Origin of the sequence: Cyclonatronum proteinivorum (genome assembly GCF_003353065.1) — a bacterium.
Classification (GTDB): domain Bacteria; phylum Bacteroidota; class Rhodothermia; order Balneolales; family Cyclonatronaceae; genus Cyclonatronum; species Cyclonatronum proteinivorum.
In genome coordinates this window covers 2,854,304-2,875,944 of record NZ_CP027806.1, presented here as the reverse complement: position 1 = coordinate 2,875,944, position 21,641 = coordinate 2,854,304, and the positions used below count along the sequence as shown (strand labels likewise).

The 21,641-nt window shown below is 53.6% G+C and carries 7 protein-coding genes; 6 read left to right on the top strand and 1 reads right to left on the bottom strand.

What is annotated here, in order from left to right:
* The first annotated feature begins 314 nt into the window (after nucleotides 1–314).
* Both CYPRO_RS10880 and CYPRO_RS10875 read left to right on the top strand, forming a co-directional pair.
* Nucleotides 315–1,421: an IS110 family RNA-guided transposase gene (locus CYPRO_RS10880; RefSeq protein ID WP_114984638.1), complete on the top strand. Its 1,107-nt coding sequence runs from the start codon at nucleotides 315–317 to the stop codon at nucleotides 1,419–1,421.
* Between the two features lie 2,558 nt (nucleotides 1,422–3,979).
* Nucleotides 3,980–4,315, top strand: a complete 336-nt coding sequence (locus CYPRO_RS10875; RefSeq protein WP_114984637.1) for a hypothetical protein — start codon at nucleotides 3,980–3,982, stop codon at nucleotides 4,313–4,315.
* Between the two features lie 135 nt (nucleotides 4,316–4,450).
* Here the strand turns inward: CYPRO_RS10875 and CYPRO_RS10870 are convergent, their stop codons facing one another.
* Complete coding sequence (locus CYPRO_RS10870; protein ID WP_114984636.1) at nucleotides 4,451–8,545, bottom strand: response regulator; 4,095 nt, start codon at nucleotides 8,543–8,545, stop codon at nucleotides 4,451–4,453.
* Nucleotides 8,546–9,008: 463 nt separating this feature from the next.
* On the opposite strand from CYPRO_RS10870, the gene CYPRO_RS10865 reads away from it, so the two are divergent.
* The 4 genes from CYPRO_RS10865 to CYPRO_RS10840 all read left to right on the top strand — a co-directional run bounded on the left by CYPRO_RS10865 (nucleotide 9,009) and on the right by CYPRO_RS10840 (nucleotide 21,537).
* Nucleotides 9,009–9,464 carry a hypothetical protein gene (locus CYPRO_RS10865; RefSeq protein ID WP_114984635.1) on the top strand — a complete coding sequence of 152 codons (456 nt, stop codon included), beginning with the start codon at nucleotides 9,009–9,011 and terminating at the stop codon, nucleotides 9,462–9,464.
* Between the two features lie 126 nt (nucleotides 9,465–9,590).
* Nucleotides 9,591–15,980 (top strand): LamG-like jellyroll fold domain-containing protein, encoded by a 6,390-nt coding sequence (locus CYPRO_RS10860; protein ID WP_114984634.1) that lies wholly within the window; start codon nucleotides 9,591–9,593, stop codon nucleotides 15,978–15,980.
* Nucleotides 15,981–20,701: 4,721 nt separating this feature from the next.
* Nucleotides 20,702–21,310, top strand: a complete 609-nt coding sequence (locus CYPRO_RS10845) for a tetratricopeptide repeat protein (protein ID WP_114984631.1) — start codon at nucleotides 20,702–20,704, stop codon at nucleotides 21,308–21,310.
* Nucleotides 21,311–21,327: 17 nt separating this feature from the next.
* The gene (locus CYPRO_RS10840; RefSeq protein WP_114984630.1) at nucleotides 21,328–21,537 is read left to right on the top strand and encodes a hypothetical protein; all 210 of its coding nucleotides are present in this window, start codon (nucleotides 21,328–21,330) and stop codon (nucleotides 21,535–21,537) included.
* Nucleotides 21,538–21,641 lie beyond the last annotated feature (104 nt).

The following is a 21,641-nucleotide window of genomic DNA, read 5'->3' as shown; positions in this document are numbered from 1 at the left end:
GGCGTTTTTTTGGGGGAACTCCGAGAGCATCACTCATATGTTAATTTTGATTCAAATTGGCGTCTAATCGGGCAAGTGTTAGATTAGAAACCAAACAACCGAAATAGGAGCAAGTCTGGCACCCTCGGAGCATCACAATCACCGGTTTAACCGGATGAACCACGCCAGGCATAACCAGACTTGTATCCTGGCGTTGAAAGACAACAGTACCTAGAGCTTAGACCCGTTTCTAAAGCTACCATTCATGAGTGAAATTCATGCGACAGGATCCTGCTTCGGATGCAAATAACACACCACTAAACTATTGATTAGTCATGTTTTATTCCATTGGCATAGATATCTCAAAAGACGACTTCAAGGCCTGCATCCTCGAGTATAACCCTGTTGAACAGACCGAGCGTGTACGCTCCTCCAGAAAGTTTAACAACACCCAGGCAGAGCTGCCCAAGTTTGTCAGCTGGGTCACCAAATGGGAGTCCAAACAGCCTGCACCGGTGCGCATCACCATGGAAGCCACCGGTGTGTATTACGAGCGGGTTGCCCTGCACCTGTTTGATAACCACCCCGAATGGGCATTAAGCGTGGTTTTACCCAGTCAGGCGCGTAGATTCAATGAGTCTGAGGGATTCAAGAACAAAACCGACCGTATTGATGCCCGCGGGCTAGCCCTGATGGGTGCGCGCAAGAAGCTGCAGCTATGGCGGGGCATTAAACCCTATTGGAGCGAGCTGCGTCAGCTCACGCGTACCCGTGGCGCGTTGGTAGAACAGCGGACCCAGCTCAAAAACCAGCTTCACGCTCTCAATTACAGCGCTTACGCTATCAAAGATACGCGCAAGATTGTCCAGCAAACCATCGCTGCCTTGGATAAACAGATCACCAAGCTTGAAAAGCTGATCACCAGGCATCTGGATTCGGATCCGGAGATCGAAGAAAAGGTGGATAAGCTGAAGTCGATTCCGTCGATAGGTTTGATTACAATCTCCACGGTGCTGGCAGAGACGCTGGGCTTTGAATACTTTACGACAAGAAGCCAGCTGATCAGCTATGCGGGTTACGATATAGTGGTTAAGGAGTCAGGCAAACACAAAGGCAAGAGAAAAATGTCGAAACAGGGCAATGCGCGCATCAGGGCAGCCATGTACATGCCGGTTGGCAATATTTTGTCGCACAGGAAGCAACCATATTACAGCTATTATGATCGGTTAGTCAGCCGGCACGGGATAAAAATGAAGGCCAATGTGGCCTTGCAGAAGAAGTTGTTGTGCCTGATGTACCATTTGTGGAAGAAAAACGAGGCCTTTGATGCCGCGCTGGCGCTCAGGCCGGCCGGCCTGAGCGCCAGCGCGGTATCGCCCAAGGGCGATACCGGTGTTGATACGACCATACCGGAGCTAGAAATGGCATTTTTTGAAGATTAAAAGGAAAAAAATTACTTGACTTTTGACACAGTACCTGGCTGCGGTACTGGTTCCCGGCATCCCAAATCGGTCTCATAGCGCCTTGCTTTATTTGCACGTTACACGCGGATGGAACGCGGATTTCATGGATTTTGAGGGATTCAAACGGGTTAACTGTAGGGGCACCCAACCTCAATATCAGGCCAACAAAAAAACATTTTGGAACGGCGCCCTCCGTTTTTCTCCGCGCTCCGCAGATATGCCGCCCCTTCAGGGCTCCATACTACTGGACTCCGCCAAACCGGGGTTGTCACCCCGGGCTTTGATATGTCGCCCTTTCAGGGCTATTGGCTCCAAAACAAAAAACAACCTGTTCATCCCGGAAACGCCCCGCAGATGATGGTTGTCCCTACGTGTTATAGAGACGCGATGAATCGCGTTCCTATAACACGGGCCAGGTCCGAATCCCAACGGCATTATCCGGGATTTGCAAGCTTCGGCCTGCGACCATGTGTGTTGCAGGCCTTCCAAAGTTCGAAACGGACTTTGCGGAATCAGGCATCAGGGGCCTTCTAAACACATGGCGGCAGGTCCCGCCTGGCAGATCCCGGATAATGCTGCACGAGGCTTCGTGCAGCTTATTCAACCCCGCGCCGCAGCATTTCCGGGATGACGGCCTGGGGGGGGGATTGTGATCGGGGCAGGCAGGCAGGTACCAGACCGGCGCGCTCTCGCGCGCCGTATATTTAATAAAAACAAACACGTCCTCCCGGAAACGCCCACACCGACGCTACATAAATGCCCCGGTTGCCAGCGGCGTTATCTGGGACCTACCAGCTTCGGCCTGCGACCATGTGTGTTGCCGGCCTTCCAAAGATCGAAACGGACTTTGCGGAACCAAACATCAGGGGCCTTCTAAACACATGGCGGCAGGTCCCGCCTGGCAGATCCCGGATAATGCTGCACGAGGTTTCATGCAGCTTATTCAACCCCGCGCCGCAGCATTTCCGGGATGACGGCCTTGGGTGGTGTTGAATTGTGATCGGGGCAGGCAGGTACCAGACCGGCGCGCTCTCGCGCGCCGTATATTTAATAAAATCAAACACGTCATCCCGGAAACGCCCACACCGACGCAGCATACCCACCCCGAAACCAACGGCGTTATCCGGGACCTACCAGTTCGGCCTGCGACCATGTGTGTTGCAGGCCTTCCAAAGCTCGAAACGGACTTTGAGGAACCAAACATCAGGGGCCTTCTAAACACACGGCGGCAGGTCCCGCCTGGCAGATCCCGGATAATGCTGCATGAGGTTTTGTGCGGGTTCAAAACCCCGCGCCGCAGCATTTCCGGGATGACGGGCTTGAGGGGTTGAATTGTGATCGTGGCAGGCAGGCAGGTAACAAACCGGCGCGCAATGCGCGCCGTATATTTAATAATATCAAACACGTCCTCCCGGAAACGCCCACACCGACGCTACATAAATGCCCCGGTTGCCCGCGGCGTTATCCGGGACCTACCAGCTTTGGCCTGCGATCATGTGGGTTGTTCGAGATCCAAAGTTCGAAACGGACTTTGCGGAATCAGGCATCTGGGGCCTTCTAAACACATGGCGGCAGGTCCCGCTTGGTAGATCCCGGATAATGCTGCACGAGGTTTCGTGCGGGTTCAAAACCCCGCGCCGCAGCATTTCCGGGATGACGGGCTTGAGGGGTTGAATTGTGATCGTGGCAGGCAGGCAGGTAACAAACCGGCGCGCAATGCGCGCCGTATATTTAATAGTATCAAACACGTCCTCCCGGAAACGCCCACACCGACGCTACATAAATGCCCCGGTTGCCCGCGGCGTTATCCGGGACCTACCAGCTTCGGCCTGCGACCATGTGTGTTGAAAGCCTTCCAAAGCACCCCAAACGCGCATGCCATTTTGGAGTCGGAATTTCACAATTCGGACGGCTCCGCCGGTCGCCTCATGCCTGCGGCACTCGGTTCATTTTTTGGGTGATCGCATTTTTCTACAAAGGGGTCGCCCCTGCCGGGGCTGGTTTCGGGCGGAGATAAAGACCTGAACCCTTCAGGTAATTTTGAACAAATTGGGCCGGAGACGAGCAAAAACGAAGAATATAACCTTTTAGGCTCCGTGGTTTCCGGGGCCTAATGCGGGCATTCGCCCCCGTCACACCCCGCCCGTTCGCTGCGCTCACCCGGGCACCCCTCTCGCAGAGGGGAATTTTAGCTCCGTGGCTTTTCAGGATTTCCAGGCTCAAAACTAAATGTTGTAATTCAGGCATCGAAGTCGTTATTAACACGGCACTTGCTAACTCCCCTCTCGAGAGGGGTGGCCCTTTTTCAGTGTGTCACGAAACAGTATGTCGGTGTGTCAGTGTGTCTTTTGCAGGTTATGATGTTGATATTATTTGGGATACAAAATTCCCCTCTCGAGAGGGGTGGCCCCGGTAGATGTCGTGAAGGGCTATGTAGCCTGAACCGCACCCAGTCCCTTTCAACGCCCAAATGTTGGCGGGCCGGGGTGTGGTGAGGCTGACCGAAGGCAACGAACCAAATTACCTGCATTGATGTAATGGATGGGACAGCCTGCGAGCAGAAGCTCCTTGGCGTAAGCTGCTGGAATCCCGGCACCGAGGCGGTCACACCCCGCCCGTTCGCTTCGCTCACCCGGGCACCCCTCTCGCAGAGGGGAATTTTGGCTCCCTGGCGTTTCAGGGTTTCCAGACTCAAAACAAAATACGGGTTGTTTTTATTTGAGTTAAAGGAAGGTGTTTTCCCGGATTGGCTGGGCGGGAGGGTTTTAGGTGGCGGACATGCCGGTTTGGGAAACACGCAGATTCACCCGTACACCAAGTCCGTTTTAATTTGTCATAACCAGCCCGAAAATCCGGATTTCAACAGCGGGTAGCGCGCAAAAAAAGCAAGGACTTATGAGACCGATTTGGGATTTCTGGAGCCGGCATTGCTGACCGTGATGCTCTCGGGGTTTTCCCAAAAATAAAATACAGGGGTATCGCGGAGGTTGGTTTTTGGCGGAAAATGCTCAGCTGCCGGCGTATTGTGTGGGGGGCACCCCTTTGAGCTGTTTGAATACCCGGCTGAAGTAGCTGACGCTGCTGAATCCCGCGGCGTAGGCGATTTCGCTGAGGCTTCCCTCCTTCCGGGCCATCATTTTACAGGCGAGCTCGATGCGCCGCTGCCGGATGTATTCCTGCGGGCTGCTTCCTGTTTCACTGTTAAAAAAGCGGTTGAGGCTTGAACGGCTCAGCGCGAGCATGTTCGCCATATCCTGAACCGAAAATTCAGGGTCATGCAGGGCGGCATCAATCTGCTGCTTCCATTCGGGGGTGTTTACCCCATCGGCTTCAGTCTCCGCGCCGGTTGCTGACTCCGCGTCCGTGTGCAGGTAGCTTGCTTTGAACTGCTGCTGCAGGAAGCGGCGCAGGCGCATCAGCAGGTTGATTTGCCCCAAAACCCGTGCCTGCAGGATGGCCGGCGAGAAGGGTTTGGTGATGTAGTCGTTGGCGCCTGATTTGAGGCCCGTTAGCTCGTTTTGATTGCCCCCCTTGGCGGTAATCATGATGATGGGGATGTGCGCTGTCTCGGGATCTTCTTTGAGTATCCGGCTTGCGGCAATGCCGTCGAGACCGGGCATCATCACATCGGAGAGGATGAGGTCGGGCTGCAGGGTTTTGGCCTGTGCTACGAGCTGATGCCCGTCGGCGCACTCGGCGTAGCGGTAGCCGGGGCCCAGCACGGAGCGGATAAAAACGCGGATATCCCGGTTGTCGTCTGCGAGGAGGAGCAGGGGGATGTCCTCGGCGTCGGCATCAGTATCAGCATCCTCAGGGGCTTCCGCCTGAACAGCGGGATGCGACGCCTCTTCTTCTTTAGGGCTTCCCGCTGCCACCTGATCGGGCACCTGAAGCGTTGCCGCCGGGATGCTGCCATCATCCTCAAGCACCCTGTATTCGGTGCTTAAATGCGCCAAACCCGCCCGGCACAGCAGGGTAAATGCCGTTCCCTGCCCTTCGGCGGAGTGCAGCGACACGGCTATCCCGTGCAGGTCGGCGGCGTATTTAACTAAGTTGAGGCCGATTCCGGCACCGGAGCTGCTCAGCAGGCCGCTTTGGGCGCGGTAGTAGCGGTCGAAGATGCGGCCCTGCTCGCCTTCCGGTATGCCGATACCGGTATCTTTCACGAGTACTTCCGCGGTTTCGTTGCGGATGAGACAGCGGAGTGTGACCCCGCCGGTTTCGGTGTATTTAACGGCGTTGGAGAGCAGGTTGGAAAACAGCAGCTCGGCCTGTTCGGCATCGGCATACATCCAAAACGGCGTGTCGGGAATTTCAAGCGTAAATTGGAGCCCTTTGCGGGCAGCGAGCTCGCGGTACCAGCCGGCAACACGTTGCAGCAGGGCGTTAAGGTCAAGGCGTCGGAGCTGCAGTACGTAGGTGCCGCTTTCCATTTTGGAAAGGTTAAGGATCTGATCGATGAGCGACAGCAGGCGGTTGGCGTTTTCGAGGATGCGCTCGTACTCCCCGATTTTCTCAGCCGTGCTCAGACTGCTTTCATACATGAGGCGCTCCACAGGTCCCTTAATGAGGGTTAGGGGCGTGCGAAACTCATGGCTAACGTTCGAGAAGAAAGTGCTTTTTACTTTATCAAGCTTTTCAAGCTGTTGCTTTTTGTGCTCAATTTCTGAGGTTCTTGCGGCGACTTCCCGCTCGAGTTCCTGCTGTCGTGCCAGCAGCTTTTGAGTGCGCCAATGAAAGCTGCCGCCTATCAGGCCGGCGGCAAAAAGGATGTAGAACATGTACGCAAAGACTGATCGGTACCAGGGGGGCTGCACGGTGAAGGAAAAGACGGCCGCCTCCGAAATGCGGTTGTAGAGGTCGCGTCCGCGCACTTCGAAGGTGTAGCGGCCTTCCCGCAGGTTGCGATAGTCGGCGAAGGTTTCGGCGGACCAGGCCGACCAGTCGGTTTCGGCACCGAGCAGGCGGAACTGATAGCGGTTGAGGTCAGTAGGTTCAAAAGCATTGAGGCTCCAGTTGAAGCGCAGACTGTTCATCCCGAAGGGTACGTGAGGGTTGATATCTTCCACGGAAGCCGACCAGCCGTGAAAGAGCACAGAATCTGCGGCCATGTTGATTCCGGTGATCTGCAAGCGGGGCGCGCGGGCGCTGACTGGGGTTTCATTTTCCCATCCCGCGTTAAGGTAGGAGAGCCCGCTGCCAGCCAGGGCATACAGCCTGCCGGAAGGACTTTCTGTAAGCCTGATGATGCCGCCGAGTTCAAATGAGCGGCCAAATGGCAGGTTACGCCAACGATAGGAAGGGGCCGCACCAGCGCTCTGCATCGTTTCGGAGGGCGTTTCCGGAGTGAGCAGCGGAAAAACGGCGGCGTTAACCCGGCCGGCGAACGCACCGGACTGCAGTGCAAGGAAGGGCCAAATGTTGCGGCGGGTTGTGCCGAATACAATATCCCTGAAATCCGGGTGCGGTACCGCTGCCTGCCGTGTGGCATCAGGAGTGTACACCCCATCATCGGTCATAAAAGCTACATCACCCTGATAGCGGAAGATGTTGATGTTTTCCGGTGCCGGGAGTCCGCGCTGCTCATCCCATAAAATACTGCCGGTTATTTCGGCAATACCATGCGCATCGGAGCGGGCCTGCAGCTGATAAATGCCAAAATCGCGGGTGCTGTACCACAGTTCCTCCCCCGAAACTTTAACAATAGAAAATGGCATAATCGTATTTTCATATAGCAGGCTCACTTGATGCCCGCCACCGGTATCATCCATCACAATCCGGTAAAGGGCCTGCGGTGAATCGTAGAAATAGTAGGTTTCGGGATGATCCGGATCTGCAAAAATGCTGCGGATGAAAACATCGCCGGAGAGCTGCTCTATGTTTCCGTCTTCTTCAACCAGCAAGAGACCGCGGCTGCTTGCTACCATGAGGCCGAAGGCGGTCTCCAGCATGTCGAAGATGGCCATATTGCCAACGACTTGACTAAACGAGGATGCGTCACTTGCCCAAAGCCCGGAATCTGACCCTACAAACAGCATGTCGTTCCACTCCGCGAACACATTGAGGCGCCGATCCGGCAATCCCATAGGTGCAGGAAAGTAACGCAGCGGGTTACGGAAGTCAATTACTGCGATACCGTTCGGACTTGAAACCCAAATTTTGCCGTCTTCCGCTTCATAGGCCATTCCGGAAATATCGAAAGGCAACACATTGGAGCTGTTAAAATTGTGCTGAAGGCGGCCGTCGCGGGTAAAGATCTGCACCCCGCTCATAGAAGCGATCATCACCCGCCCGTCGGCAAGGCTGCCGGCATGCAGCACATGAAGGGCTTCTTTATCCTCATAATACCGAAAAACACCGCTCAGAACCCAGTCGCCGCTGTCCTCAAGAATCCATAGGCGGTGATCAAACGTGTACACAGCAGGCTTCCCCTGCAGCCCGATGATGCGGTTGTTGCCCGGCGGGAAAGGGGTTTCAACCCATGTGAGCCTGCCCTGATGGTTTACGGTATGCAGGCCGGACGCTGTATCGGTGAGCCAGGTTGTGCTCCCTACACGATTGGTATCATAAAACTGCCCGACCGGCATCAGTACAAGTACGCTGTCCTGTTGCGGATCGTAAAAATAGCCGCTTTGCAGACCGGCAAAAAACATCGCACCCTGATCCCCTACCGAAGCTGAGGTATGAATAAAAGGGATGCTCCCCGCAGCTGCCTGTACAAGATGTGTGAGCGAGTGATACTGCATACCATGCAAACCGGATTCCTCCAAATATCCGAAATCAGCATTCCCGGTAGCATAGATGCGTCCGAAAGGATCGCGGGCGAAGGAAGCCGCCACATTGCTGCGCGGAAAGCGAATCGGGCGTACATCCGTCCCGTTTATCTGCTGAATGCCCGCCTCATCATTGCCAAAAAGAATCGTGCCGTCGGGACCTTGCGTAATTGCGTAGGTCAGATCCGAACCGGTGAAATCGGTGCCTGCCTGAAAAAAGCGGACGAAGGGAAAGCCTTCCGGCTGCTGCCCAAAAGCAGTGCCCGATGGAAGCAATGGAAACAGCGGAAACAGTACCGCCGACAAAATCAGAAAGCAAAAAAATTTCACAAGGCAGTAATTTCAGGGTTTTGGGAGCATTCTCGCAACGCAATCGAGTCTGTGTACATTCAGTACATATAAAATAGTTTACAGATTAGGGATCGCCAACCTCTAAATAGCGCTGTAGTTAAAGCTAAAAAGCATCCAAAATAACCAGCTACGATCCTGATTTAATCTCAAACAGACACCCGATTAATCAGCCTTCCGGGCTGTGATGCTAAATTTTCAAACCTATGCCAATTATTCCGTGCAAAGGCTGTAAAGTGCCGTAAATCCGTGATTTTTAGCCTTTTTTGACACATACGTACAACAAATTGGGATATACGTACTAACCACTACGTGCTTTTTTTGAATAGATTTAGTCCACACTAAAACTGCATTCACAGGTATTTCAGCGGCCGGATATGTCTGATTAATGTCAACACGGCGGGGAATTTCCTTTGAATGCAAAATTTAAAAATGATACCCCCTCATGACTGTCAATTCCCCCCGCAATTATTCCAACAACTGTAAACAGGCATCTGAAACCCCGGATTACCCGGCGGTGATCCGGCGCGCCGGTCTGCTGTTGCTGCTCTATGTGGCCGCCTCCGTTTCGGTGTTCGTCCTGCAGCCGGAATTGCAGAAGCCGGATTTAGGATATGACAACGCCCATGCCCTGACCCAGCCAATTTCTTTTTTGGCACCGCTTGCGCAGATGTTCGGCCCTGCCGTAGCAAGTGCCCGGCAGGTTCGCAACCCGGACCCCTGGGCTACGGCTCCACCGGCGCCCCCGGCTTCCGGACCGGGCGCCCCGCAATTCCCGAATGAGCCGCCAAAAGTACCCTTGGGACCCGCATGGTGGCTCGTTGCAGCCGGATTCGGATACGGCCTGAAAAAGCTCAAAGCGAATCAGGCCGTGAAGCCGAACCAAACCTTAGACCTGTAATTCAGCCTGTAAATCGAACAGGCCTCCCCCCCCGAAAAATATCACTTCAGTCCGGACCCCTGGTTTTCCGGCAGCGCCTGCCCTGATGCAGGCCGATTCAACCTTTATCACCCTATTTTTTGCGATATGTTCAACATGAATTCTATTTCTTCTTTATTGGTAAGCATAGCATTGACTTTGCTGATTTCTTTGCTGATTCCGGCATTCGGGATCTCAGAAGCAAAAGGGCAGGATTTTGCCGGCGGCGACGGACAAAGCGCCGAAACCGCGTTTCAGATCAGCAACTGGTATCATCTGAACAATATCAAGTCCCATATGACCTCTCATTTTGTTTTGCTTAATGATCTTAACAGCAGCACTGAAGGCTACCATACTGTGGCTTCTCCTAGCGCCAATAATGGTCTTGGCTGGATACCGATTGGTATTTTCTTTGCACCGTTTGAGGGTTCTCTGGATGGCGGAGGTTTCACTGTAGCAGATCTGCATATCATTAATTCCCCTAACCCGTTCGTTGCGGCATTTATAGGTATTGCCTTTAATGCCAGCCTGAAAGATCTTCATTTACGCAACGTAAACATTAGCGGAACCGGTATTGCTGCGGGAGTTGCCGGAGCTTTCGATAACTCAGTTATGGAGCGGGTTTCTGTTTCGGGAAATATCACCGTTCCCACAGATGCCAACTGCTGCTATGCGAGCGGAATAACCTTAAGGGCAGGGGGCAACAGCACTCTTACAGAAATAATGGCCGATGTAAACATTACCGGGGCCTATAATCTCAGCGCAATCGCCGGTATTGTGGAAGAAGACGCGAGCATCACTAAAGCCATTGCACGTGGCACGCTCAATGGTAGTAATCAGCTGGGCGGCATAGCTGCTGAAAACAACGGTACCATTTCAAATTCATATTCTACTGTTATCCTTCAGGGTGCAACCAACTCAGGTGGACTGGTAGCAGTAGATTACGGTCACATTAGCAATTCATGGGTTTCAGCCGGTTCCAACGATGGGCAGATCCGTCCGGTAACCGGTATTTGCAACAGTTGTACCCGTGCCAATGTCTATTATAATACAGACGGGCCGGCCACGCTCAGTGAACCCTCTACAGCAACCGGGCTTACAGAAGCACAAATGCTCAGTCAAAACAGCTTTTCGGGCTTTGACTTCACTCCATCAACAGGCGTATGGCAGATCGGAACCGAATTATCAGGAAGTTTTCCGTATTTGCAGGGATTTACCTACGACTCTCCCCTTGTTTCAAACGGCCCTAACCCACTTCCGGGTCTGCAGCTCTTTGCCGGCGGGAACGGCAGTGGTGATACGCCCTATCTCATTTCAAACTGGTTTCATCTGAATAATGTGCGGCACCGCTTGGGTTCGCACCACAAACTTACGAATCATCTTGACAGCAACACATTGGCCTATGAAGAACTGGCTTCACCACAGGCTGATGGCGGTGCCGGTTGGATGCCCCTTGGTACGTTTACGGGTACTTTTAGCGGGGACGGCTATGCCATCTCCAATTTATTTATAAACCGTCCGGATTGGAATGATATGGGCCTATTCAGCATCCTTAGGGGTGGAACAGTGCGTGATCTGATGCTGCTTGACGTCGATTTTACCGGCAGAATGGCTGGGGGCCCCGTTGCGGGCGTAGGTGATGCTAATTTTGTTGTATATAAAGTATTTACTACTGGTTTTGTAAAAACAGCCGGACACGACTCCTTTGGCGGGGCCAGAGGTTCGGCAGGAGGGCTGATTGGAAGATTCTCAAACAACGGTAGTGTATATGATGTTCATACCGCCGTTCGGTTAAGAGGGGCTCATGGAGGGGGGCTTTTTGGGAGTGGGGCTTATGATGGCGGCACGATGAACATTTCAAATGTTCATATAAGCTGCAACTTTGATGAAATCCATCGGCGTGACTGGATCGGAGCGCTTACGGGTAGGTTTGGCAACACAGTTGTACCCCAAAACATAGAAGGCCTTTTCTGGGATGAATCGGTTACAGGTGGTTTGGCTATTACCAAACAATTAAACTTATTGCCTTTACCCGGCGGCGGACAAGCTCTAAACAGTGCACAAATGCGAACCAAATCAGTATTTGAAAATGCAGGTTTCGATTTCGATACCATTTGGGAAATACAGGAAGGTGATTATGAATCCTATCCCTATTTGCAGGTTCACCGGTATAACGAGCCGGGCGACATCAACCCTCAATTTCCGATTCCGGCCCTGCGGCTTAAGCTCGAAAACCTGACCGAAGAACCCTTGGGCGCCGGTACCGCGATGGCTTTCAACGGCACAAGCGATTACATCAATACCCGCATGAGCGATACCATGCTGGGCATCCCCCAAGACAGCTTTACGGTTGAAGCGTGGATTCGTCTCAACAATACTTCAGGCGACAATCCCATTTTAGGTCATCCCAGTATGGTTGCTAACAACGCAAGCCTGCACCTGATTGTGCGTAATGCTCAGCTAAATATGGGCTTTTTTGGTAATGACCTCACCGCTGCCCGGAGCCTGCAGGCCAACCGCTGGTATCATGTCGCCTTTGTATTTGATAATAATGCGGGCGAACAACGCATTTATGTGGACGGCATTTTTTCCGGACTCAGGGAAACCTATGCTTTCGATGCTCACCCGGACGGTATTAACGCACCGCTGCTGATTGGCCGCTGGATCAATGAATATTTCAACGGCAGCATGAACGAACTCCGCATCTGGCAGGGTGCCCGCACTACAGCCGAAATTCAGGCCGGGATGAATCGCACCCTCCCCCGAAACACGCCGGGACTGCTGGCCAACTACACCTTCAACGAAGCCCAAACCGATGGCTACTTCAACCCCGACCATAGCGGTAATCGTATTTTTGAAGTCACGCAAAACGCGCCGGTTACAATTGCGGATATCGTCAACAATCCATCGTGGTTTGCGCCCGTGATGCCTTTGGGTCAGCACAGCATTTTTTTACCGCCCAATACTATTTCCGAATCGCTTTCAGACGCCAACCTGAGCATACAGGCACAGCTGGGCCTCGGTTCGCTCTCCTTATATCGCTACGGAAACAACAGCAGCGGTTTCATCGCCCTGAATACTTCTGATCCGGTCGCAGCTGAGTTTGACGAAAGCACTCCTTTCATTAACCGGACCGATGCCGTATTCGGTGTTTTTCCGACAAGCAACAGTACAACTGCCACCCTCACCCTCAACTATGACTTTTATGAGGATGGCGCCCTGCAACTGCTCACCCGAAGCGGCGAAGGCAGCAAATGGATACGGGCAACCGGCTGGACGCATGATCCGGTACAAAAAACCTATACCTTTACCGGATCGGTACAAGAACAACAGCTTGCCCTCACCCGCCCGGTAACGACCCTGCAGTCGCGCGTAATGTACACCGGAAATGATGCCTCCGGCAATGTGCTGCTCACCCTTGAGGTCAGCAATACCGGCTTGTCAGACCTTGCCGCTGTCGAGGTGCAAATCACCGGGCAAAACATCGAAAACCTGAGCAGCCCTAACGACGCCCTGAGCGGCAGCACCTGGACCATCCCCGCCCTGAAAGGCGGCGAACAGACACAGCTCCACATCTCAGGTGAACTTACTGCCTATTTGGGCGAGGTTTCCCTGAGCATCGCTGCTTCAAACTTTGAATCGGAAGCAGGCAGCGTGCTGAATGCCTCCGGTATTGCTATTCCGGAAGCGTTCGGAGCTGAAGGCGCGCTTTCTTTTTCCGGTGGCAGCTTTTTGCCAACCGGTAAGAATGCAACAGAGCTGGGACTTACAGAAGCCAGTTTCACCATCGAAACATGGGTTAGGTTCAATACCCTTCCCGGTGGCGATGCCCCCATTGCCGGCGCGCCCACCGGTGGTACGGAGAGCAACAGCCTGCACCTGCTGGCACGTAATCAGCGCCTGCACATGGGCTTTTGGGGTAACGACACAACCGCCGGTACACAGCTGCAAACCGGCGTTTGGTACCATGCGGCCTTCGTGTACGACCTTGCCACGCAGGAACAGCGCATTTATCTGAATGGTCAGCTTGACGGTACTGGTGCCGAAAAGCCGCCGCTCACCGGCACAGCCGAACTGCATATCGGCCGGTTTGTAGAAAACAATTTCCTGGACGGCACCCTCGACGAATTCCGGATCTGGAACCGGGCCCTCTCGCAGGCTGAAATTCAGCAGCATATGCATGAAGTTGTGGGAATCTCCTCCCCGCGTTTCCAGGACCTCACCGTTTACCTGCGGTTTGACGACCGTAGCGGCACTTCTGCAGCCGACCTGCGGGGCACCGCTACCGGCAGCTTTCAGGGTAGTCCGCAATGGGTAACCCAAAGCAGCGCACCCATCGGGCAGTTCGGCAACACCTTGATTCCGGGTCAAACGGCTTCTGCAGGTCCGCAGGGGGCCGAAGTTAGCATTCAGAACCTGAGCGGCGGCGGCCTCAGCATGTTCGTTTCCGCAACAATTGACCTCCGCGACCGCAGAAGTTCCGATGCCGGCGAGCACTTCCCCGGCGGTCTTGAAGCCCGGCGGCGGGGCGTGAGCTGGAACTTCATCCCCGAAAACACAAACGTACAGGGCAGCATCACCCTCAGCTACAACCATACAAGCGAACAAACCGGATTATCCGATACCGGCAGCTACACGCAGGGACTGGTCGAGCGCGTCCTGTACCGGGAAACGCCCGAATCGCAATGGCAGATCCAAACCGACTGGACCCAAAACGCGCAGGATCAAACCTTTACCCGCACGGGCCCTGTCGTAGCCGGGGAATACAGCACCGCCCTCGTGATCGATACCATTGTGCCGGTAACCCCCAACCGCTCCGGCTGGCGCATCATCGGCGCACCGGGTCCGCTGGCAACCTATGCCGAAGTGCTCGCCGATATCTGGACACAAGGCTACCCCGGTGCAGGCAATTCCGAAGACGGCGACTCCAACGTGTACCTCTACAACGAAATCAGCCGGATCTGGCAAATCCCCCTGCACAGCAGCCATATTTTCGGAACCCGCAGCGCCGAAACACAGGCAAGCGGAAAAGCGGCCCTCATTTTTATGTATGAAGATGAAGATGACAACGCCCTGCAAGTCCGGCACACGGGCTTCCCGCTCCTCACAGATGCCGAAATTTCACTCACCAACACCAACCCCGACAACCTTCCCGGATCCGCCGGCTGGCACCTGGTTTCCAACCCCTACCCCTTCCCCGTCAGCTGGGAAGCCGTTGCGGCAAACGGCCTTTCGGGGGTAAGCCCGGGCATCTTTGTCTTCGACAACACCCTCTTCAGCAACGAAGGCGGATACCGCCTGTTTACCCCCGGCACAGGCGGCCTCCTCGGCGAAACCGCGCATGATGGCATCATCCCGCCCTTTCAGGGCTTTTGGGTGCAGGCCAATGCCGCACACGGCCAAACCTCCGCCATCACCATCACCCCGGCACATGCGGCAACTGGCGGAAACCTGCACCGCGCCGGCGCATCCGGAGAGCCCTTCTCCGCTACTGCGGAGGCCGGAGCCGCACCTTTGGCCGCCGCAGAAAGCCTGCTCATGGCCATCCGGGCCGAACACCCCGTTTCCGGCCGTGAAGATGTGGCGCTCGTCTCCCTCTTTGAGGACAACGCTTCAGCGCTGATGCCGGTTTACCGCCCGGCAGGCCTCACGCAGCACCGCCTCACCGTTGAGCTGTGGGATGAGGACGGCTTCCCGGCCCTCAAGCAGTACCATGCCCCGGCCTACGGCAGCGTGCTTCAGATTCCGCTTCACATCCGCAGCAGCCGCAGCGGACTGCACCGCCTCACCCTCTCTGAAACCTGGCTCGCACACGAAGCCGCCGATGACATCCGCGTGTACCTGACCGATCAGCACACCGGAGAGCAGTACGAATGGCATGCGGGCAGCGCGATTGAGGTGCAGCTCGAAACAGCCCTCAGCCGGAGCCTGCCCCAAACCGGCGGACTCACCGCAGTAGAAAGCAATCGGGAAGGAAGCCGCCGCGCTAGACGGCAGCAAACAGCTTACATCCCCGAAAACACACGCGCCGCCATCCCTGACGCCTTCTCCGCTGCCCCCGCGCCCACCCGCATGCAGGCCCCGCGCGCACTGCCGGTCTCCCTGCTTTCGGAAGAACTCCACGGGGGAAGCCTGCACGGAGAGGCCGAGGCCCGCTTCCTGCTCGAAATCCATTACGGCACCCCCACGCACGAAGGCGGCGACACCGCCTCAGAAATACCCCTCACATTTGAACTCAATCAGAACTACCCCAACCCGTTTAACCCCGGCACAAGCATCCGCTACGCCCTGCCCGAAGCGGCTGAGGTCAGGCTTGAAGTGTTCAACCTGCTGGGTCAGCGGGTAGCGTTGCTGCAAAACGGGCTGCAAACCGCCGGCTTCCACACCGCGGCATTCGATGCCTCCCGCCTCGCAAGCGGCGTATATGTGTACCGCCTGCATGCCGTTAGCGACAACCGAACCTTCACCCAAACCCGCAAAATGACGCTCGTGAAATAAGCATCCCAGCAAGACCAAAAGTCCCGGGGCAAGGCCATCCCACCATCCCCCGGGACTCCCGCGGCACAAAACCCCGCACCCCACCCTGAACCGGACAGCCCCGCTGATTCCGGTTCTTTTTTTTGGGGGAAACCCCGAGAGCATCACGGTCTGCAATGCTGATTCCCGGCACCCCAAATCGGTCTCATTGCGCCGTGCTATTTTTTGCACGTTACCCGCTGAAGAAAACGCGGAATTTGCACAAAGACACCCTTAGCCATCCAATTTTTGCTGCCGGGCATGTCCGGCACAGGAGATCCAGGCATACATCTTTCTTTAACTCAAATAAAAACAACCCGTCATCCCGAACATCGGGAGCCATCAGGGAAGCACCAGAAGCCACAGCAGCAGGAAAACCTCAAAAACCATTCGAAACCTCATGTGAGGGATCTCCCAAAGCAGTACTACCCGGTAACCAAAATTCACCCCCGTAGAGACGCGTCCCTGCGCGCGGGTTCGGGGGTAACTAAATGTTTCTTACCCGCAGGCTGTCTCATCCATTGCATTAGTGCCTGTAATTTGGTTCGTAGCCTTCGGTCGGCCTCTCCACACCCCGGCCCGTCAGCATTTGGGCGTTGAAAGGGAATGGGTGCGGTTCGGGCTACATGGCCCTTCACGACATCTACCGGGGCCACCCCTCTCAAGATGGGAGTTGGCAAGTGCCGTGTTAATAACGACTTCGATGCCTGAATAACAACATTTTGTTTTGAGTCTGGAAACCCTGAAAAGCCACGGAGCTAAAACACACCTCTGCGAGAGGTTTGCCCGGGTGAGCGCAGCGAACGGGCGGGGTGTGACCGCCTCGATGCCGGAATTCCAGCAGCTTACGCCAAGGAGCTTCTACCCGCAGGCTGTCCCATCCATTGCATTAGTGCCTGTAATTTGGTTCGTAGCCTTCGGTCGGCCTCTCCACACCCCGGCCCGTCAGCATTTGGGCGTTGAAAGGGATTGGGTGCGGTTCAGGCTACAATGGCCCTTCACACACCTCTAACTGGGCCACCCCTCTCGAGAGGGGAATTTTGTATCCCAAATAATATCAACATCATAACCTGCAAAAGACACACTGACACACCGACATACTGTTTCGTGACACACTGAAAAAGGGCCACCCCTCTCAAGAGGGGAGTTTGCAAGTGCCGTATTAATAACGACTTCGATGCCTGAATTACAACATTTTGTTTTGAGTCTGGAAACCCTGAAACGCCACGGAGCTAAATTTCCCCTCTGCGAGAGGGGTGCCCGGGTGAGCGCAGCGAACGGGCGGGGTGTGACGGGCACGATGCCGGAATTCCAGCAGCTTACGCCAAGGAGCTTCTACCCGCAGGCTGTCTCATCCATTGCATTAGTGCCTGTAATTTGGTTCGTTGCCTTCGGTCAGCCTCACCACACCCCGGCCCGTCAGCATTTGGGCGTTGAAAGGGACTGGGTGCGGTTCGGGCCACATGGCCCTTCACGACATCTACCGGGGCCACCCCTCTCGAGAGGGGAGTTGGCAAGTGCCGTATTAATAATGACTTCGATGCCTTAATAACAACATTTTGTTTTGAGTCTGGAAATCCTGAAACGCCACGGAGCTAAAATTCCCCTCTGCGAGAGGGGAGTTGGCAAGTGCCGTGTTAATAACGACTTCGATGCCTGAATAACAACATTTTGTTTTGAGTCTGGAAATCCTGAAACGCCACGGAGCTAAAATTCCCCTCTGCGAGAGGGGTGCCCGGGTGAGCGAAGCGAACGGGCGGGGTGTGACCGCCGCGATGCCGGAATTCCAGCAGCTTACGCCAAGGAGCTTCTACCCGCAGGCTGTCCCATCCATTGCATTAGTGCCGGTAATTTGGTTCGTAGCCTTCGGTCGGCCTCTCCACACCCCGGCCCGTCAGCATTTGGGCGTTGAAAGGGACTGGGTGCGGTTCGGGCCACATGGCCCTTCACGACATCTACCGGGGCCACCCCTCTCGAGATGGGAGTTGGCAAGTGCCGTATTAATAATGACTTCGATGCCTTAATAACAACATTTTGTTTTGAGTCTGGAAATCCTGAAACGCCACGGAGCTAAAATTCCCCTCTGCGAGAGGGGTGCCCGGGTGAGCGAAGCGAACGGGCGGGGTGTGACCGCCTCGGTGCCGGGATTCCAGCAGCTTACGCCAAGGAGCTTCTACTCACAGGCTGTCTCATCCATTGCATTAGTGCCGGTAATTTGGTTCGTAGCCTTCGGTCGGCCTCTCCACACCCCGGCCCGTCAGCATTTGGGCGTTGAAAGGGACTGGGTGCGGTTCGGGCCACATGGCCCTTCACGCCCACCTACAGGGGCCACCCCTCTCGAGAGGGGAATTTTGTATCCCAAATAATATCAACGTTATAACCTGCAAAAGACACACTGACACACCGACATACTGTTTTGTGACACACTGAAAAAGGACCACCCCACTCAAGAGGGGAGTTGGCAAGTGCCGTGTTAATAACGACTTCGATGCCTGAATTACAACATTTTGTTTTGAGTCTGGAAACCCTGAAAAGCCACGGAGCTAAAATTCCCCTCTGCGAGAGGGGGGCCCGGGTGAGCGAAGCGAACGGGCGGGGTGTGACCGCCGCGATGCCGGAATTCCAGCAGCTTACGCCAAGGAGCTTCTACCCGCAGGCTGTCCCATCCATTGCATTAGTGCCGGTAATTTGGTTCGTAGCCTTCGGTCGGCCTCTCCACACCCCGGCCCGTCAGCATTTGGGCGTTGAAAGGGACTGGGTGCGGTTCGGGCTTCAATGGCCCTTTACGCCCATCTACAGGGGCCACCCCTCTCGAGAGGGGAATTTTGTATCCCAAATAATATCAACATCATAACCTGCAAAAGACACACTGACACACCGACATACTGTTTCGTGACACACTGAAAAAGGGCCACCCCTCTCGAGAGGGGAGTTGGCAAGTGCCGTTTTAATAACGACTTCGATGCCTGAATAACAACATTTTGTTTTGAGTCTGGAAACCCTGAAACGCCACGGAGCTAAATTTCCCCTCTGCGAGAGGGGTGCCCGGGTGAGCGCAGCGAACGGGCGGGGTGTGACGGGCACGGCGGTTCGGCATACCACGAAACGCATTTGCTCCTGATGTCAGGTCAGGCCCCTTTTTTGAACAGGATTTATAGGCTTGAAAGATGAATAAGATGGTTTAGAAGCGTTTGGAAAAATTCCGCAACTACTTGTTCGCCAACCTCAATTTCAGGTCATCAGAAGAAACCATTTTGGAACGGCACACTCCGTTCTGCGCCACGCCCCCGAGGTATGCCGCCCTTTCAGGGCTCAATGTGTGTTGGGTCCGCCAACCCGGGGTTGTCACCCCGGGCTTTGGTATGTAGCCCTTGCAGGGCTGTTGTTTACAAAACCACACCCCGACATCCCGGAAAGGCCCGCACCAATGCTACTTAAATGCCCCGCTTGCCTGCGGCCTTATCCGGGATCTGCCAGCTTCGCCATGCGACAATGTTCGTGACAGGCACCCTAAATTGTATCAAGCATTTTGCAGTACAGGCATCCCAAACCGGCTATTGCATAGCGGCAGGTCCACTTTGGCAGATCCCGGATAACCGTGCGACAGCGTGCAGGGCCACCTCCCAAAACCCGTGAACCGCACGGTTTCCGGGAAGACGGGTTGGGGGTAATGATTGGGGGCTGAGCAAGCGGCGCGGCTTGCCGCGCCGGGCGTACTTCAAGGCGTTTCCGGGTTGACGGTGGTCGCGGTTAACTTTGGTTTCCCGCCTCTGTGCTGTCCCACTCCTAAGCAGGAACGCCCACGAACATCCCGCCTTTCCAAAGATCAGAATTGCCCGGGTTTAGGCTATACCAAAGCTGTAACAAAAATGAGACAAAAACAGGACTAAGTCATATCAAAGACAAGTAAAATACGTCTTTGATACGTCTTTGATACGTCTTTGATACGTCTTTGATACGTCTTTGACCTGTCTTTGATATGTCTTTGATCAAACGCAAACCCGAGCATGCCGGCACGCGCAGACGGCCTTGTTTGTAATAGCATCCGAAAGTTTCAGAAACAAAATTCATATCAATAACGACAGCCCTGCTTCATCCTCCATTCTAAACAAACCATACCAATACGATCATTGTAAAACGGCCTTAGCAAATTCAATTAGCACGAAACAGCATCCCAACGGTCGGGCGCGTACCCTGCCCGTTGCACCTGAACCTGAACCTGAACCGGGAACAGAAAAGGAAAACACCATTCGGTTGGCCCAACGGATGGAGAAAAAAATCGCGGATTTACCGGGCAAGCCTTCATTCCGGCACAAGCTATACACGGGTTTGCAATCAGGCATTATGATGAAAACCCGGAAACAGAGTCGATATACCTAACGGACAAAGATTTGCAAGATAGATGAAAGGAGTCCAACCCGAGGCTTGAGGCAGTGCCAAGATAAAGGGAGCTTATGGGATCGTTTTGGCATGCATCGCAACAGCAGCAAGATTTGAATGCATTTCACCCAAGTTGTATAAGTATTTCCTTATACGACGAAGCACAACCCCGAAAACGAACACGCTATTAAACGCCTTTTTGGTGCTTAATGCGTACCCGTGCGTCGCATAAGTAGATAATTCTTTACTTATACGACTTGGGGGTGTATATTGTCAGTCGCTCAATAAGTAGTTATTTTTTAAAACTCATAATAACAAAAATCATGTTTTATAAAACAGCGAATCAATGTTACAAGAAAGCTTTATCAGATATTGAATCTAATAATTTAGGTTCTGCTATTGATTGGCTTAAAATGGCCATTAATAAGAAAAATGAAGCTGAATATTGGCACTTATTAGCATGTTGTTTGTTTGAGACAGGAAATCATAATGAGGCCTTTGATATTTGGCGGGATTTAGTTTACCAATCTAAATATGATCCATCAATTGAAGCTATAGATTACATTTTCTACAATGCAGCTGTTGATAACTATAATGAAGGTGGTTTTTATGAAGCTGAAGATCTTATACTAAGTATAGTTGATGAGCCATTTGGATTGAATGCTGATAAAGTCTATTTAATAGCTATGAGCCAATTGAAGCAATCAAAGTTTGATGATGGTTGGCAGAACATGGAAATAGCTGCACAAATGGGGCATGATGAAGCTAAGTCTTTATTGAAAAGGAAAGAATCGCAGAGCAATCATACAAATAAGTCTTCCCAATCAGGGCCAAATGATTTTAACAAATGGGTTTCAAGAGTTGGTAAATATGCTGCGGGCGGTGTAATCTTTGCTTTAACAGGCCAAATAACTAGTGAATTTTTTGACTAAGTAAAAGTTATAAAAATATGAAAGAGGATAAATTTTTAACAATATTCGGAACTTGGATAAAAGCTTCTGATGTAGAAGACCCAGATGAACTTGTAGATCCTACTGGATACTGGGATTATGTGACGGCTCCAAATGTAGAGGGTGATGGATTGGACAATGAGGATGAAGAAGGAGAGGGCGAAGATGATTGGGATGCCGATGGTGATTTTGATTTTTTGGGGTTCTGAAAAATAACAAGCATTTCGTGCGGACGGGTAAGCTCTTGTTGCTTATACTCTTAAATGTTTGCCCCGCCGCACAAATGCCAAGCCGTTATAGCAAATTTACTAAC